The sequence below is a fragment of the Polynucleobacter sp. IMCC 29146 genome, assembly GCF_021395195.1.
GTDB lineage: Bacteria > Pseudomonadota > Gammaproteobacteria > Burkholderiales > Burkholderiaceae > Polynucleobacter.
The window spans coordinates 29,751-45,130 of record NZ_JAJVCR010000005.1; the positions used below are offsets into that span (position 1 = coordinate 29,751).

Below are 15,380 nucleotides of genomic sequence, written 5' to 3' on the forward strand. Positions count from 1 at the left end.
GCCTTAAATAGGCCAGTCATAATCAATGGTCAAGGGCGCATGATCGGAGAAGCGTTCAATTTTGTAAATACGCGCTGCCTTTGCTTTAGCAGCAATGCCACCGGTAGCAATTTGGTAGTCGATGCGCCACCCCACGTTTTTGGCATACGCTTGGCCACGATTACTCCACCAGGTATAGCCGGTATCACTGGCCGCTGGCTCTAGGTGGCGATAAACATCCACATAGCCGACCTGGTCAAACAAATGCGTCAGCCAAGCGCGTTCTTCAGGCAAAAAGCCTGAATTATTCAGATTACCTTTCCAATTTTTAAGATCAATTTCTTGATGGGCAATATTCACATCACCGCAGAGAATAATTTCACGTCCTGATTTTTTTAATTGCAGCAGGTGTGGTAGAAATGATTTTAAAAAACGGAATTTTGCCGCTTGTCGCTCAGGTGAGCTAGAACCGGATGGCATATAAACAGAAATAATGGATAAATTCTTGAGGCGTATTTCCACATACCGACCTTCCGCATCAAATTCGGCATTACCATAACCATAAAGTACATCTTGGGGTTGATGCCTAGAGTAAATGCCGCACCCGCTATAGCCCTTCTTTTGGGCATGATGAAAATAGCCAGTCATACCAGTTGGGTTCAAAATTGTCTCGTCTAGATCATCGCGCTGGGCTTTGAGCTCTTGCAGGCAGACAAAATCAGGCGCTTGGTTTTGCATCCACGGCAAAAAGCCTTTTTTGACGGCAGAACGAATGCCATTGAGATTGGCGGAAATGATGCGTAACATAGAGGCTTATGAACCCACAAAATAATCAAATACAAAATAATCAACACGACTTTATTCGCTTTGCGCTCGAAGCACGTGTCTTAGCGTTTGGCGAGTTTAAAACGAAAGCGGGTCGGCTATCACCCTATTTTTTTAATGCCGGAGGATTTAGCAACGGGGTTTTATTAGGCGCTTTGGGTCGGTATTACGCCAAGGCTTTATTGGCATCAGATATTCAGTTTGAAATGCTCTACGGCCCAGCTTATAAGGGCATTACCTTGGCTGCGGCAACCGTCATTGCTCTAGCTGAGCAGGGGCGCAATATTCCTTTTGCCTATAACCGGAAAGAAACGAAAGATCATGGCGAGGGTGGCACGATGGTGGGAGCTCCAATTCAGGGGCGAGTGGTGATTGTGGATGACGTTATTTCGGCCGGCACTTCGGTACGCGAATCAGTGAATTTAATTCGTGCTGCTGGGGGCGAGCCTGCCGCAGTCTTAATTGCCCTTGATCGCATGGAAAAATCGGGTACCGCACTTGATGTAGGCGCTTACTCTGCAGTACAAAGCATTTCACAAGACTTCGGTATCCCCGTCGTTTCTATTGCTAGCCTGCATGATTTGCTGACTTTTTTAACCGCTTCAGCCGATACGGACTTAAAGCAGTATTTGCCAGCGGTTGAGGCTTACCGCTTAAAGTACGGAATTAATGCTTAGCAAGTAGCGTTAGAGGCTAGTTTCACCTTCAAAAACGGTCATTGCGGGTCCATACATCTCAACCGCTTGAGGCTGACCATCAAGCATGCCAGGCCAGACTATTTCTAAAATTCCACCTCGAGTTTCAACCCGTACTGGGCTTAGCAGTAAGCCGCGCCGAATGCCAGAAACCACCGCTGCACAAGCGCCAGTACCGCAGGCAAGTGTTTCGCCCGCACCGCGTTCGTAGACCCGCAAGCGTATGGCATGAGCGTGCAGAATTTGCATGTAGCCAGCATTGACCCGCTGCGGAAAAGCCGAATTGGCCTCAATCTGCGCACCTTCTGTACCAACCGGGGTGCTCTCAATATCATCGACAACTTGAATGGCATGGGGATTGCCCATCGATATGGCGGCGATCCAATCAGCATGTGTGCCAGCATTACGGCTAATGGGTAAGGCATAGAGGGTTTCATGAAACTCTAGTTTGGATGGTAGCCCAGTCGGATTAAATGGAATAAGCTGGGGCTCAAAGATGGGTGCGCCCATATTGACTTTAACTTGCCCGTCAGCAAGCGCCTCAAGCGTGATGATGGAATGTGCCACCTCGACCCGCAGCGGATTCTTAGTAGAAAGTCCTTGCTCGTGAATGTAGCGGATAAAACAACGGGAGCCATTGCCACATTGCTCAACCTCACCACCATCTGCATTAAAAATCCGATAGCGAAAATCAGCATCCGGAAGCGTGGTTTTTTCAACCAGCAAAATTTGATCTGCACCCACGCCAAGTTGGCGATGGGCTAATTTACGCCATTGGTCTTTTGTTACCGCACTCAAATCATGGGTGATACCGTTCAGCACAATAAAGTCGTTGCCGGCACCATGCATTTTAGTAAAGCGAATTTTTTGTGGTGATTGCGTTGTCATTTACTTGAATATAAACCAGGCTCGCCAGGAGGGCGATGTTTAAAGCGTTTATGGATCCAGTAGTATTCAGCGGGATTTTTAATAATCTCCTGTTCATAGAGTCGATTGAGGCGCGCAGTATCGGCCACGGGGTCATCACTAGGAAAGCCATCAATGGGCTTGCTGATGGAACAAATATAGCCACTTTCATCTGGCTTTAGTGCCGTAATCATTAAACAAACTTCAGCACCAGCCATTTTTGCTAAGCGTGATACGGAAGTAACCGTACTCGTTGGTATTCCAAAAAAAGGTACAAACACACTGTCTTTAGGCCCCAAGTCAATATCAGGCGCAATAAAAACAAAATTACCAGCTCGAATTTCACGTAATAGATCACGTAAGCGGTTTTGCCGAGCAATCGATCTGCCGCCAAAACGCTCGCGCCATTGAATAATTTTTTGATTAAAAAAAGGATTTTTCATGTTTTGAAATAAACCAGTCCCTTTTGGTAGGTCGTGGTCAAGCACTAGCACGGAGAGCGCTAAGATGCCACCCTCAATGCCAACAAAGTGTGGAGTGATTAATAAGCGAGGTTTACGATCACCCAATTCAATGGCTGCTTTGATGTCCACCATTGCGCTTATTTGCTTGGGGCTACCCATCCAAATTCGACTGCGCTCGATGACACTTCGTCCCAAGAGGCGCCAATGAGCTATAGCTAAGGCATCAATTTGAGCGGGTGAAAGCTGCGGAAAGCATAAGCGCAAATTGGTTTTAACCACATGTTTTCTTTCGCTGGGTAGGCGCGCTGCCAGCGATCCAAGTGCATAGCCGGTATGCACGGTGAGGGCATAAGGCATCACAGAAAAAAAACGCAAAAGACCAAGGACCAAAAAATGAAGTGTGGTTTGTAGCCAATGCATGATGAAATTTTTTTACTGAGTTGGGGGCAGTTCTGCGCCACTAGGGTGCTTGAAGCGGTTATAGGCCCAAATATATTGATTGGGAGCACGGCAGATGATTTTTTCCAAAGCTAAATTTAATTCTGCTGCAGCGAGCGTAGCATGATCAGAAAATGTAGGTAAGCGTTCTGCATGAATAAGCCAGCCCTGCCCAAAACCCTTACGTTGCGCAGAAAATAGCACGACCGGAATCTGCTTGCGACCCGCCAGCCGAGCAGGCAAGGTAGTTGTGTAGGCGTAGCGACCAAAAAAAGGCGCCCACACACCTTCGCCTCCGCTTGGCACTTGATCTGGCAAAATGCCGATGGCCTCACCACGACTCAAGGCCCTAACCATTTGCCGAACACCATGCAGATTGGTCGGTACAAAATGCATATTGGGGTAAGCGCGCCACGATTCAATCACTTTATTCAACCAATCTTGTCTGGCAGGGCGGTACAAAATAGTGGCTGGAAAATGGTTTGCCAAAATGCGCGGAATAATTTCAAAACCACCTAAATGGGGACAGAGCATGATGAGGCCATGACCCTCGTCGATCGCTGCCTCAACTAGACTCCAGTTGCTAACCTCAGCCAAAGCAAGGGCTTTTTTGGGGTTATGCCAGATCCACAGACTGTCGGAAAGCAGCATTCCAGAACCCGGAATAGCCTTTAAATATTGGCATTTGAGCTGGCTTGCCGCTAAGGCCTCAGCATAATTAGCCTTAAAAAGGGCGCGATACTTAGCAGAGGCTAGATAAGCAACATAGCCCAAAAAGCCACCAAAACCTTGCGCAACTGCTAAAGGCAGGGCAGCCACAATGCGGAGCATGAGGTTAATTAATGGAGAAAGCATTTGATAATGATATTCATAAAGTCCGAACACAGACAAAATCAGGCTGAACTTCAGACCCATCTACTGGAGGATCAACCCCTTTAGTAAGTAGGCATTTTTTCAGTTAAAATAGCACTATCGCCGAGTTAAGACAACTTGCGGGGCGATTCAAAAATTCTGCTAAAGCGTCGCCGTTGTATTTCCGGCACGTCTGTTGTCATTTAAGTCGTGTTTATTTTTTAATAAGGAAAATGCAATGGCAAACGAATATTTCTTTACCTCAGAGTCAGTTACTGAGGGCCACCCCGATAAAGTTTCTGATCAAATTTCTGATGCCATCTTAGATGCCATCTTGACCCAAGATCCGACCGCGCGAGTCGCTGCAGAAACACTTTGCAACACGGGTTTAGTGGTGCTTGCGGGTGAAATTACCACTCACGCCAATGTCGATTACATTCAAGTTGCGCGGAATACCTTGCGTGAAATTGGCTATGACAATACCGAATATGGCATTGATTACAAGGGCTGCGCGGTTTTGGTCGCTTACGATAAACAAAGTCCCGACATTGCTCAGGGCGTCAACCATGCGGCCGATGACGGCTTAGATCAAGGCGCTGGCGATCAAGGCTTAATGTTTGGATATGCTTGTGATGAAACCCCTGAGCTAATGCCTATGCCAATACACTTGGCCCATCGTTTAGTCGAGCGTCAATCGCAATTACGCCGAGACGGCCGTTTAAATTGGTTACGCCCCGACGCCAAATCGCAAGTTACTTTACGTTACGTTGATGGCAAGCCAGACTCAATCGACACGGTCGTACTCTCGACCCAGCATGCTGAGGATATTTCCTTAGAGCGCTTGCGCGAAGGGGTGATTGAAGAAATTATTAAGCCTGTCCTGCCTAAGCATTTAATTAAAGGCGCGATTAAATACTTGGTCAATCCGACTGGCCGCTTTGTAATTGGTGGCCCGCAGGGAGATTGCGGCCTGACAGGCCGAAAAATTATTGTAGATACCTACGGTGGCTCAGCGCCGCACGGCGGTGGCGCATTTTCGGGCAAGGACCCTTCTAAGGTAGATCGCTCAGCAGCCTATGCAGGGCGTTACGTGGCAAAAAATATTGTTGCTGCAGGGCTAGCGACGCGTTGTCTCATTCAAATTTCGTATGCAATTGGAGTGGCGCACCCCACATCCGTGATGGTGAGCACGTATGGCACCGGCAAAATTGCCGATGAAAAAATTGCCCAATTGGTAGCTGAGCACTTTGATTTACGTCCTAAAGGGATTGTCAAAATGCTCGATTTATTGCGACCGATTTATCGTAAAACTGCTGCTTATGGGCATTTTGGGCGCGAAGAGCCCGACTTTACGTGGGAGCAGCGTGATAAAGCTGCCGCTTTGAAAGCCGCAGCAGGAATTTAATGTACGCTTGAAAGTCTGTTCTGATAAGGCTTTCAAGCGAACTTAGCTGAAGTTATGCAGGAAGCTAAAAAAGTGTTTACAATTTAACCAGATCTTCAAGGAGCGTTGCAAGGGGCTAATTGAATTGCCTCCCCAGGCTTGAAGAGGGCAGACCTCGTCTGCTTTTGCAACTGCGCTCGCTAACCCGTGGTCAATGGTTGGCGAGTTTACTTGCCCCAGCATTGATCTCTATTTAGCTGGAGCAGGAATGAATACCGTAGCTGATTTCAATTTAAATGATTTTGTCGCAACTCGCTGCGCAATCGCTGATATTTCCTTAGCAAGTTTTGGCCGTAAAGAAATTGCGATTGCTGAAACCGAAATGCCCGGCTTAATTGCAATTCGTAATGAATTTGCGGCAGGTCAACCACTGCGCGGAGCTCGCATTACCGGTTCTTTGCATATGACCATTCAAACCGCTGTGCTCATTGAGACCCTAGAAGCGCTTGGCGCTGAAGTGCAGTGGGCCTCATGCAATATTTTTTCCACCCAAGACCATGCTGCAGCTGCAATTGCCGCTAATGGCACTCCTGTATTTGCCATTAAGGGCGAATCACTCGAGCAGTATTGGGATTACACCCACCGTATTTTTGAGTGGGCTGATGGCGGCTTCACCAATATGATTCTGGATGATGGTGGCGATGCCACCTTGCTGCTACACCTAGGCGCAAAAGCCGAAAAAGATCAGGCAGTCTTAAACCACCCGACTAGCGAAGAAGAGACTATTTTATTTGCTGCCATTAAACAGAAACTGGCGAGTGACCCAACTTGGTACTCAACCCGTTTAGCTAAAGTTGAGGGCGTTACTGAAGAAACAACTACCGGTGTACACCGTTTATATCAAATGTTTGCTAAGGGTGATTTACGTTTTCCAGCTATTAATGTCAACGACTCGGTCACGAAAAGTAAATTCGATAATTTATACGGTTGCCGTGAGTCTTTAGTTGATGCGATTAAACGCGCTACTGACGTGATGATTGCCGGCAAGGTGGCAGTTGTATGCGGTTATGGCGATGTCGGTAAAGGTTCTGCCCAAGCCTTACGAGCATTGTCCGCGCAAGTTTGGGTAACTGAAGTCGATCCTATTTGCGCCTTACAGGCAGCCATGGAAGGTTATCGGGTTGTGACGATGGACTATGCTGCCGACAAGGCCGATATTTTTGTTTCGGCAACGGGTAATTACCATGTCATTACCGAAGAACATATGAAGCTCATGAAAGACCAAGCGATTGTTTGTAATATTGGCCACTTTGATAATGAAATCGATATTGCCGGCATTGAAAAATATCAGTGGGAAGAAATCAAGCCACAAGTCGATCATGTGATTTTCCCAGCTGCGAATGGTAAGCCAGAAAAGCGCTTAATTATTTTGGCTAAAGGGCGTTTAGTTAATTTAGGTTGTGGTACTGGTCACCCTTCTTATGTGATGAGTTCTTCTTTTGCAAACCAAGTGATTGCCCAAATTGAATTGTGGGGCGCTGTCGGTACCAAGAAATATCCGATTGGCGTTTATACCTTGCCTAAGCATCTAGATGAAAAGGTCGCCCGTTTACAGCTGAAAAAATTAAACGCGCAATTAACTGAACTTTCTGCTCAGCAGGCAACGTATATTGGTGTAAGCAAAGAAGGCCCATATAAGCCTGAAAATTATCGTTATTAAGCGAGCAAAACTTCTCAATTTGCAGAACAGGCCAAGATTATGGAACTGAGCGTCGAATTTTTTCCGCCAAAAACAAACGAGGGTGAGGAAAAATTACGGCTCGTACGCGAGCGTTTAACCGCCGAGCTTAAGCCCGCTTTTTACTCGGTAACTTTTGGCGCTGGCGGTTCGACACAGGCAGGCACTTTAAAAGTCGTCAGTGAAATTCACACGGCTGGCCAAATGGTTGCACCTCATTTATCTTGTGTCGGCAGCTCTAAAGAAAACGTTCGAATGATGTTGATGCAATATCGTGATTTAGGCATTCATCGCCTCGTCGCCTTGCGTGGCGATCTGCCTTCAGGAATGGGGCAATATGGTGAGTTTCATCATGCCAATGAGTTAGTAGAATTTATACGTGCCGAAACAGGTGATTGGTTTCATATCGATGTCGCCGCCTATCCTGAAATGCATCCGCAAGCGCGCTCACCAGCCAGCGATGTTGCTTTCTTTGCGCAAAAAATGCAGGCGGGTGCAAATTCAGCCATAACCCAGTATTTTTTTAATAGCGATGCCTATTTTCGTTTTGTCGATGAGGCTTTTGCGCTAGGTGTGACTCAACCCATTATTGCGGGCATCATGCCCATTACCAATAGTAGTCAGTTAATTCGTTTCTCTGATTCTTGTGGCGCAGAGGTACCGCGCTGGATTCGTCTACGGCTTTTATCTTACGGCGATGATGTTGCATCGATTCGCGCATTTGGTGAGGAGGTCATTACCGATCTCTGCGATCAACTGCTTGTAGCGGGAGCGCCCGGTTTCCATTTTTATGCTTTAAACCAGGCAAATGCTATTTTGGCAATTGCCAATAATTTAAGTCTCGGCCAACAATAATACGCACTCAAGTAAGCCCCAGCACTTATTGGTGCAGTCCCGATTCGGTGAGCAAATAAGTTAAGGCTTGATCGTGGGCTTGAGGCTTCCATTGAGACGGGCTTAATTCTTGCCAATCGAAGCCAACCCCAATATTCATCGTGCTTGGCTTGCGGGTTTTGAGGGCTAGCAGGGTGCGATCAAAGTAGCCGCCGCCATAGCCAAGACGCCAATAACGTGAGTGACCATTTTCTTGTGATCGCGACCATCCTACAACGGGCAGAAGAATGCAATCGGGATCTATTTTCGGGCGCTCTAGGTTGTGGGGGTTAGGCTCGAGAATGCCAAAATTATTTTTAATCAATGCATCGCCACTGCGCCATTCATAAAAATCAAGTTGCTTATTGGCTAGCCCTAAAGGCAGGGCTAACTTTCGAGAGCTAGCCTGTTGTGCCCAATGTATTAGGGCGGGACGAAAATCAACCTCATTGCGGATGGGGCTATATAGTGCAATGGATTCAATACCTGCTCCCGGCCCAGCTAGAAATTGATTTAGCGCCAAAATCAGCCTATCCTTTAAATCAATGTAGTCATTCGCGCGCGTGAAAGCGATACGCTGCCCAAGCAAATCTTTGCGGAGCTCTTGGAAGGGATCAATTGTCATGGTAAACAGTATTATGTTGAAAGAATAGAAAGTCAATTTAACATGCAGCAATCCAATCGGCTTGTCGACCAGCCAATGCAAGAGTTAGTACCAAAGCAGAATTTAAGTAAAAAATGGCTACTAGACCTAGTAGCAGGGCTTTTATGCATGGCTTTATTAGGTGTTACCGCTGTCGAAGCGGCAACTAAAAAGTCTAAGTTACCGCAATCCTATGCCAGTAAAATAAATGCGGATGAGCTAAGTCCGGCTGACAAGGAATTTATTGATTTACGTGAAGCAGCTAAGCGTAATGATGTTTTTCGTGCCCAGCAATTGGCTAGTAGTCTCGCCAATTACGAGTTTGACGATTATGTCACCTACTTTAGAATAAAGCCGCAACTTTTTGATGGTGGCGGCGCTGCCCGGGCCGATACTTCAGCTGACAACCAGGTTAAGGCCTTTTTAAATCAATATCAGGGAACTGCGCTAGCCGATCGGATGCGCAATGACTGGCTATTGGTTTTGGGGCGTAGAAAAGATTGGAGTAATTTTGATGCTGAGTATGCCAAGTTTGTCTTGGATGACGATACTGCGGTGAAATGCTATGCCCTTCAATCTCGCTTAGCAAAAGGAGAAAGCGCAGAAAAAGTCAGCATCGAAGCAAAAGCCGTGTTGATTGATCCCCGTTATTTTGGGCAAGCCTGCCAAGAATTAGTACCGCTCTTAGTGGCAGCGAATGGCCTGAGTATTAGTGAGGCAAAGGCAGTTGGGCGGGCGGCTGCAGAAATGGGTTATGACACGATGTCGCGGCGTATTGGCGGAGAAGATCCCATTGCCGAGATAGTGAAGAGTGCGAGCAAAGATCCGCGTAAAACATATAACGACTTTTTGCAAAATAGCAGCCGCTTCAACAAAGAAAATCAAGCCCTTGCCTGGGGTGTTATTGGTCAATTTTTAGCTAAAAAATTCGACCCCAAAGCAGATGATGCGTATCGTGAACAACAAAATTTAGGTTTTAATGAATTACTTTCAACCGAATCACAAGAATGGAAAGTACGCGCGGCACTGCGCGCCCAAGACTGGGTCTTGGTTAAAGAGGCCATTGAGGGGATGAATCCGGCAGTGCGCCAGCGAGACCCCGCTTGGACCTATTGGTATGGGCGTGCACTGAAAGCAACGGCCGCCCAAGATCCTAAAATTGAGCAGCGGGCGCGTGAGCAGTTTGAAGCCATTCAAGATCAATTTAATTTCTATGGGCAATTAGCGCGTGAAGAGCTAGGCAAAGGTGCGCATAGCGCCACGGTGCACTCCAAGATTGCCGAGCAAGATGTCAAGGCATTATCAGAGCGCCGGGGTTTTAATAGGGGTGCGAAGCTTTATGCCATGAATTTACGCTTTGAAGGCAATCGCGAGTGGAATTGGGAGTTGCGGGGCATGACAGATAAGCAACTCATCGCTGCTGCTGAATACGCCAAACGAGTACAACTGTTTGATCGGGTTGTTAGTTCAGCCGATCGAACCAAAATCGACCATGATTTGAGTTTACGTTACCCCATGCCTTTTCGTGATGAGCTAACGCCAATTGCCCGTGAAATCAATTTAAATTTAGCTTGGGCTTATGGGCTGATCCGACAGGAATCCCGTTTTATCATTAATGCTGCCTCCTCAGTCGGCGCATCTGGACTAATGCAGGTCATGCCAACTACGGCCAAGTATGTGGCAAAAAAAATTGGCATGAATTCATTTACCACTGAACAATTAAAAGACTCTAATACCAATATGATCTTGGGAAGCAATTATTTAAATATGGTTTTACTAGACCTCGACGGTTCTTGGGTATTAGCCTCAGCAGCTTATAACGCGGGCCCATCAAGGCCAAAACAATGGCGTGAAAAATTAGAACGACCTGTAGAGGGGGCGATTTTTATTGAGACGATTCCGTTTAATGAAACGCGTACCTATGTTAAAAATGTCCTAGCCAATGCTAACTATTACACCACGGTGATCTCAGGACAAACACCATCTCTTAAGCAACGCCTTGGGGTGATTGCGCCTAAAACTGCAAATCAAAGCGAGTTACCATGAAATATCAAATTTTATTAATTGGTGGTAATGGATTTGTGGGGCGTGTACTCGCTCGTAAACTGCAAACGGCAGGCTATTCAGTCTTATTGCCAACCCGTCATTTAGCTGCCGCGCGCGATCTGCGCTTGTTGCCCAATATTCATCTCCAAGAAGCCGATGTCAATCAAGCCCAAGTAATTCAGGCGCTTTGTTCCCAACTCACTGAACAGGGCGCGGTGATTAATTTAATCGGCATGTTGCACGATCGGCCCGCCCAGCCCTACGGCAAGTTTTTTCAGCAGGCGCATGTCGATTTACCCCGCAACATCATTGCCGCAATGAAGGCAAATAAGTTAAAACGCTATTTACACATGAGTGCCCTAGGCGCAGATACTAATGGCCCCTCAATGTATCAACGCAGTAAAGGCGATGGTGAAAAATTAGTGAAAGAAAGTCATTTAGATTGGACTATCTTTCGACCCTCCGTAATTTTTGGGGCAGAGGATCAATTTATTAATCTCTTTGTTAAGCTAACTAAAATTTTTCCGGTCATTCCCTTAGCCCATTCGACGGCTTTATTTCAACCTGTAAGTGTGGATGATGTCGCCACGGCTTTTATTCAATCGTTACAGCGCCCGCAGACCATTCATCAGGTTTTTGATTTAGTCGGCCCAGAAATTTTCTCGATGGCCGACCTAGTTCGATTTGCTGCTCGTAAAGCGGATGCCCCAGGCTGGATTATTCCTCTGCCAGCGGCAATCGGCTATTTGCAGGCTTTGGCTTTTGAATATGGTCCAGGCCCCATCCTCATGTCGCGCGATAATATTGCCTCAATGCGTTTACCTAATGTATTACCTAGCAATGGGCGCGATGCCCTCACCCTCGATTTTGGCCTTGCTCGTAAGCGTCTAGAAAGTATGCTGACGTGAAAATATATGCTGTCGGCGGCGCCATTCGCGATGCTTTATTAGGCTTGCCAGTGCATGATATTGACTATGTTGTAGTGGGCTCTAGCCCTGCTGAAATGAGTGCTTTGGGGTATCGACCAGTAGGCAGTGAATTTCCGGTGTTCCTGCATCCGACTACGCAAGCAGAATATGCTTTAGCGCGCACCGAACGTAAAACAGGTCGAGGTTATCAGGGCTTTACATTTCATGCTGAACCCGATGTCAGCTTGGAGGAAGATCTGGGGCGACGTGACTTAACAATTAATGCGATGGCACAAGCGCTGGATAGCGCGGGGCAATTAAGTGGGCCGATTATTGATCCCTATGGCGGCCAAGCCGATTTAGCAGCCCGCATATTGCGCCATGTTTCGCCTACATTTGCCGAAGATCCTTTACGTTTATTACGGCTGGCGCGGTTTGCAGCAGCGCTGCCTAGCTTTGCAATTGCACCAGAAACAATGCAGGTAGCGCAAACCATTGTCCGCTCTGGCGAGTTACAAGATTTATCGGCTGAGCGAGTTTGGCAAGAAATATCACGCGGTTTTGGGTCTACTCAGCCCTTACGGATGCTTGAGGTGTTTCAGGCAACGGGGGCAGCGGCAATACTGCTGGCTCACGGCACAGAGGAGCAGCTCGCCGATGTGCAGGCGGCAAAAGCCTTAGCAATAGCGCTGAATTTAATTTCGCTCAGTGAAGATAAAGCCGCCGATGTTTGTGCAGTCGTATTAAGTAATTTATCAGCTGCCGATATTACCCAATGGGCCGAACACGTGCGCATGCCGCATCGAATTCGTGACTATGCCATTCTTTTTTCTGCTTTACGGAATTTAGTATTGGCAGGCCCGCTGAGCGCACATGGGGTAATGACTTGGTTTAATCGGGCTGATGTCTGGCGCAAACCCGAACGTACCCATGCACTCTTGCATTTACTGCAACAATTGAATTATCTTACCGAGCCTTTACGATTAGCATTAGAGGCCGCGCAAGCGGTTGACGCTGCACAAATTGCGCAGGCGAATACGCGCCTGCAAGACCTCAATACTCAGTCAGTTGGCGCCCAGAACAATCCGGGGGAGGCGATTCGAATCGCCATCGAGGCAGCTCGCTTAAAGGCCATTGAGCCTTATTGCTAACTCGCCTTAACTTATTTAACTAGAGGCGATTGCGTCCACCTAAACCTGGCAATATCGATAAATCCTTTGCTAAGGGAAAAAAAGTGCGTAGGTTTTTGGTAAAAGCAAAGACTTTAAAAAGCTCACCCATTTCTGCTTCCGATAATAATTTTTGGAGTGCTTGAGAAATGGGTAAAAATTGTTTTGGATTATTTGGATTGCCAGCTTGTAAAGCTAAATCGCTAATGCCCGCCTCCAGCAGAAAACTGGCCTGATTATTTAGATAAAGCGCATCTGCGCCAGCATCTATTGCTGTGTTACTAACGCCACTCCATTCAACATGGCTAGTTAAATCACATAAACCTGGCAGATAAAAGGGATCAGTAATGCTATGGTGGCGATGGTGAACCATAAGCGACCCCGCTTGACGCTGCGGGTGATAAAACTCATGAGCCGGAAAGCCATAATCAAAACTTAAAAATAAGCCGGTTTGTAAGCTGCTAGCGAGCGTGTGAATCCAGGCATTTGCTTGGGGATGAATTTCTGTGGTGTAGTCTTCAGGAAAGTTATCGGTATTTTGCAAGTTTTGGGGTAGCCAGTCCGTCGGCACCTCTCCACCAGTTGACCACTGCAACTGCTCAGCTACAACACCAACGCCTTGAAAAAACCAGCGACCTTGCTGCAGCTTGATGACTTCACAAGATAAAGCATCTAAAACTTCATTCGCTAAGATGATGCCAACAAATGCATTGGGCATTGCTTGTAACCAACCTAGTTCAGTGTGCCAAGCATGCTGCTTTTTGGCTTCTGCTAAGCGCGCTTGTTGGCGTTTTGCCAGATCGGGCGAAATTTCCAGAAAGTCATAGTGCGCCAGCGGCGCCCCAAGTTGGCTGAGCTGCTGCACAAGGGTTTCTGCCAGTTTTCCACTGCCAGCACCAAACTCTAAAATACGGGTTGGTAAGCCGGCTTGCTGCAGGGCATGCAAGCAGGGAGCTAAACATGCGGCAATGGTTTGGCCAAATAGGGGTGTTAGTTCGGGAGCGGTAATGAAATCGCCCGCAGGGCCAAATTTAGGCAAACCAGCACTGTAATAGCCATATTCCGGGGTATATAGCACCATTTCCATGTAATTTGAAAATGGAATCCACCCCCCATTTTGGCTAATTTTGGCCTTAATTTTTTGCTGGAGTAACTGGGTGCGCTCCATTTCTGATCTGCTCAAGGTAATATCCATAACTCACAAGTCTAAGAGAGTTTCAGTTTGCATGAGCATTAGCCCTTCCAACCAACACCCAAATCGGCCCGTATTAATTACCGGTGCCGCTAAACGCTTGGGTCGCGAGATCGCCCTTGAGTTTGCTCGGCAGGGCTGGGATATTGCTTTACATTACGGTCATTCGCATGCTGAAGCCCAGGCTACCCAAGCTGAAATTACGTCACTCAACCGTCGTTGCTTAATCTTTCAAGCCGATTTAACCATGGAAGCCGACATACAGCAGTTATTTACGAGCGTTGAGACGGCTTTTGGTCCATTAGCGTGTTTAGTTAACAGCGCCGCTAGCTTTGAATACGATCGGCCCAGTTCGCTTGAAAATCCTTTGCGAACCCCATTTTTGCTTGACACTATGAAGTTGAATTTAGCAGCGCCCATTTTATTAACCCAGTTAATGTATCTGCAGCAAAAAACCCAATCTAGCATTACCAGCAATACAGAGCGCACTTTTATACCGGCCGCTATTCAATTACTTGATCAAAAATTAATCAATCCCAATCCCGATTACTTTTCCTATACGCTTTCAAAATATGCACTACAAGGCGCAATCCAATTATTAGCCTTAGATTTTGCTCCGCAACTGCGTGTTGTCGGTCTAGCTCCTGGTATTACGATGCCTTCGGGCGACCAAACTCCATTGGGATTTTCTCAGGCACATCAAATGACGCCCTTAGGAAGATCATCAAGTGCGGAAGATATTGGCAAAGCAGCGGTATTTTTAGCCACCGCTAAAGCGATAACTGGCACTACACTTTACGTTGACGGGGGCCAACATTTATTCCCCTCTACCCGCGATATTATGTTTACCACACCTTAGGTCAAATTTATGCAAGTCACTCATCCCCTCCTAAATCTAATGGAGTACCGACGTTTATTTTTAGAAGATTACGAGGTATATATCAACATTGGCGTGCATGATCATGAAAAGAAAGCCGAGCAGCGCGTGATTCTCAATGTCGATTTGTATATTCCAATTCAAATCAATACGCCTAAAGAAGATCGCTTAGAGGAAGTCGTTGATTATGACTTTATGCGGGAAACCATACGCTTACGCACCCAAAAGGGCCATATTCATTTACAAGAAACTTTATGTGACACGATAGCCGATGCGATGCTGGAGCACCCGAAGGTGGTTGCAGTGCGCATTTCTACTGCAAAGCCCGATGTTTATCCCGACTGCGCTTCGGTGGGGGTTGAAATTTTTCGTATCAAGCCAACTTAATAAG

Annotated in this window: 14 protein-coding genes, 1 pseudogene and 1 riboswitch; of the genes and pseudogenes, 9 read left to right on the plus strand and 6 right to left on the minus strand. The window is 46.9% G+C overall.

What is annotated here, in order from left to right; translation table 11 throughout:
• Window positions 1–3: 3 nt before the first annotated feature.
• On the minus strand, window positions 4–786 hold the full coding sequence (locus LZT22_RS07295; protein ID WP_233924416.1) for an exodeoxyribonuclease III: 783 nt from the start codon (window positions 784–786) through the stop codon (window positions 4–6).
• 8 nt (window positions 787–794) lie between these two features.
• Between LZT22_RS07295 and pyrE the strand changes: the two genes are divergently transcribed.
• Window positions 795–1,481, plus strand: a complete 687-nt coding sequence (pyrE, locus tag LZT22_RS07300) for an orotate phosphoribosyltransferase (protein ID WP_233924417.1) — start codon at window positions 795–797, stop codon at window positions 1,479–1,481.
• Window positions 1,482–1,490: 9 nt separating this feature from the next.
• Here the strand turns inward: pyrE and dapF are convergent, their stop codons facing one another.
• From dapF to LZT22_RS07315, 3 genes are read right to left on the minus strand one after another with little or no spacing between them, the layout of a single operon-like run.
• Window positions 1,491–2,387, minus strand: a complete 897-nt coding sequence (dapF, locus tag LZT22_RS07305) for a diaminopimelate epimerase (protein ID WP_233924418.1) — start codon at window positions 2,385–2,387, stop codon at window positions 1,491–1,493.
• Window positions 2,384–3,289: a lipid A biosynthesis acyltransferase gene (locus LZT22_RS07310; protein ID WP_233924419.1), complete on the minus strand. Its 906-nt coding sequence runs from the start codon at window positions 3,287–3,289 to the stop codon at window positions 2,384–2,386. The genes dapF and LZT22_RS07310 overlap by 4 nt, the downstream gene beginning before the upstream one ends.
• Before the next feature lie 12 nt (window positions 3,290–3,301).
• A complete protein-coding gene (locus LZT22_RS07315; protein ID WP_233924420.1) occupies window positions 3,302–4,222 on the minus strand; it encodes a lysophospholipid acyltransferase family protein in 921 nt (306 codons plus the stop codon).
• A gap of 175 nt (window positions 4,223–4,397) precedes the next feature.
• Here LZT22_RS07315 and metK point away from each other — a divergent pair, with 175 nt between their 5' ends.
• The 3 genes and pseudogenes from metK to metF form a co-directional block, all read left to right on the plus strand.
• Window positions 4,398–5,564: a methionine adenosyltransferase gene (gene metK, locus LZT22_RS07320; protein ID WP_233924421.1), complete on the plus strand. Its 1,167-nt coding sequence runs from the start codon at window positions 4,398–4,400 to the stop codon at window positions 5,562–5,564.
• Window positions 5,565–5,655: 91 nt separating this feature from the next.
• Window positions 5,656–5,749, plus strand: a riboswitch (S-adenosyl-L-homocysteine riboswitch).
• Window positions 5,750–5,811: 62 nt separating this feature from the next.
• Window positions 5,812–7,263 (plus strand): adenosylhomocysteinase, encoded by a 1,452-nt coding sequence (gene ahcY / locus LZT22_RS07325; RefSeq protein WP_233924422.1) that lies wholly within the window; start codon window positions 5,812–5,814, stop codon window positions 7,261–7,263.
• A gap of 33 nt (window positions 7,264–7,296) precedes the next feature.
• A pseudogene (metF, locus tag LZT22_RS07330) lies at window positions 7,297–8,136 on the plus strand (methylenetetrahydrofolate reductase [NAD(P)H]); the annotation flags it as partial.
• A gap of 25 nt (window positions 8,137–8,161) precedes the next feature.
• Here the strand turns inward: metF and LZT22_RS07335 are convergent.
• On the minus strand, window positions 8,162–8,779 hold the full coding sequence (locus LZT22_RS07335; RefSeq protein ID WP_233924424.1) for a 5-formyltetrahydrofolate cyclo-ligase: 618 nt from the start codon (window positions 8,777–8,779) through the stop codon (window positions 8,162–8,164).
• Between the two features lie 147 nt (window positions 8,780–8,926).
• Here LZT22_RS07335 and LZT22_RS07340 point away from each other — a divergent pair, with 147 nt between their 5' ends.
• From LZT22_RS07340 to LZT22_RS07350, 3 genes are read left to right on the plus strand one after another with little or no spacing between them, the layout of a single operon-like run.
• Window positions 8,927–10,843, plus strand: a complete 1,917-nt coding sequence (locus LZT22_RS07340; RefSeq protein WP_370635206.1) for a transglycosylase SLT domain-containing protein — start codon at window positions 8,927–8,929, stop codon at window positions 10,841–10,843.
• Entirely contained in the window at window positions 10,840–11,751 is a 912-nt protein-coding gene (locus LZT22_RS07345) for a complex I NDUFA9 subunit family protein (RefSeq protein ID WP_233924426.1), read from the plus strand. Before LZT22_RS07340 ends, LZT22_RS07345 begins: the two co-directional genes overlap by 4 nt.
• Window positions 11,748–12,902 (plus strand): polynucleotide adenylyltransferase, encoded by a 1,155-nt coding sequence (locus tag LZT22_RS07350; RefSeq protein ID WP_233924427.1) that lies wholly within the window; start codon window positions 11,748–11,750, stop codon window positions 12,900–12,902. Before LZT22_RS07345 ends, LZT22_RS07350 begins: the two co-directional genes overlap by 4 nt.
• Before the next feature lie 19 nt (window positions 12,903–12,921).
• Here LZT22_RS07350 and LZT22_RS07355 read toward each other — a convergent pair whose 3' ends face one another.
• Window positions 12,922–14,103 carry a class I SAM-dependent methyltransferase gene (locus LZT22_RS07355; protein ID WP_233924428.1) on the minus strand — a complete coding sequence of 394 codons (1,182 nt, stop codon included), beginning with the start codon at window positions 14,101–14,103 and terminating at the stop codon, window positions 12,922–12,924.
• Window positions 14,104–14,146: 43 nt separating this feature from the next.
• On the opposite strand from LZT22_RS07355, the gene LZT22_RS07360 reads away from it, so the two are divergent.
• Both LZT22_RS07360 and LZT22_RS07365 read left to right on the plus strand, forming a co-directional pair.
• Complete coding sequence (locus LZT22_RS07360; RefSeq protein WP_233924429.1) at window positions 14,147–14,971, plus strand: SDR family oxidoreductase; 825 nt, start codon at window positions 14,147–14,149, stop codon at window positions 14,969–14,971.
• A 9-nt stretch (window positions 14,972–14,980) separates the two neighbouring features.
• Window positions 14,981–15,376, plus strand: a complete 396-nt coding sequence (locus LZT22_RS07365) for a dihydroneopterin aldolase (RefSeq protein WP_233924430.1) — start codon at window positions 14,981–14,983, stop codon at window positions 15,374–15,376.
• Window positions 15,377–15,380 lie beyond the last annotated feature (4 nt).

What these genes read in the sequence shown, in the direction of transcription:
- dapF (WP_233924418.1), bottom strand. Translation starts at nt 2,387, where the DNA reads ATGACAACGCAATCACCACAAAAAATTCGCTTTACTAAAATGCATGGT.
- LZT22_RS07345 (WP_233924426.1), top strand. Translation starts at nt 10,840, where the DNA reads ATGAAATATCAAATTTTATTAATTGGTGGTAATGGATTTGTGGGGCGT.
- LZT22_RS07360 (WP_233924429.1), top strand. Translation starts at nt 14,147, where the DNA reads ATGAGCATTAGCCCTTCCAACCAACACCCAAATCGGCCCGTATTAATT.
- LZT22_RS07365 (WP_233924430.1), top strand. Translation starts at nt 14,981, where the DNA reads ATGCAAGTCACTCATCCCCTCCTAAATCTAATGGAGTACCGACGTTTA.
- LZT22_RS07310 (WP_233924419.1), bottom strand. Translation starts at nt 3,289, where the DNA reads ATGCATTGGCTACAAACCACACTTCATTTTTTGGTCCTTGGTCTTTTG.
- metK (WP_233924421.1), top strand. Translation starts at nt 4,398, where the DNA reads ATGGCAAACGAATATTTCTTTACCTCAGAGTCAGTTACTGAGGGCCAC.
- pyrE (WP_233924417.1), top strand. Translation starts at nt 795, where the DNA reads ATGAACCCACAAAATAATCAAATACAAAATAATCAACACGACTTTATT.
- LZT22_RS07295 (WP_233924416.1), bottom strand. Translation starts at nt 786, where the DNA reads ATGTTACGCATCATTTCCGCCAATCTCAATGGCATTCGTTCTGCCGTC.
- LZT22_RS07335 (WP_233924424.1), bottom strand. Translation starts at nt 8,779, where the DNA reads ATGACAATTGATCCCTTCCAAGAGCTCCGCAAAGATTTGCTTGGGCAG.
- LZT22_RS07340 (WP_370635206.1), top strand. Translation starts at nt 8,927, where the DNA reads ATGGCTTTATTAGGTGTTACCGCTGTCGAAGCGGCAACTAAAAAGTCT.
- LZT22_RS07315 (WP_233924420.1), bottom strand. Translation starts at nt 4,222, where the DNA reads ATGGGTCTGAAGTTCAGCCTGATTTTGTCTGTGTTCGGACTTTATGAA.
- ahcY (WP_233924422.1), top strand. Translation starts at nt 5,812, where the DNA reads ATGAATACCGTAGCTGATTTCAATTTAAATGATTTTGTCGCAACTCGC.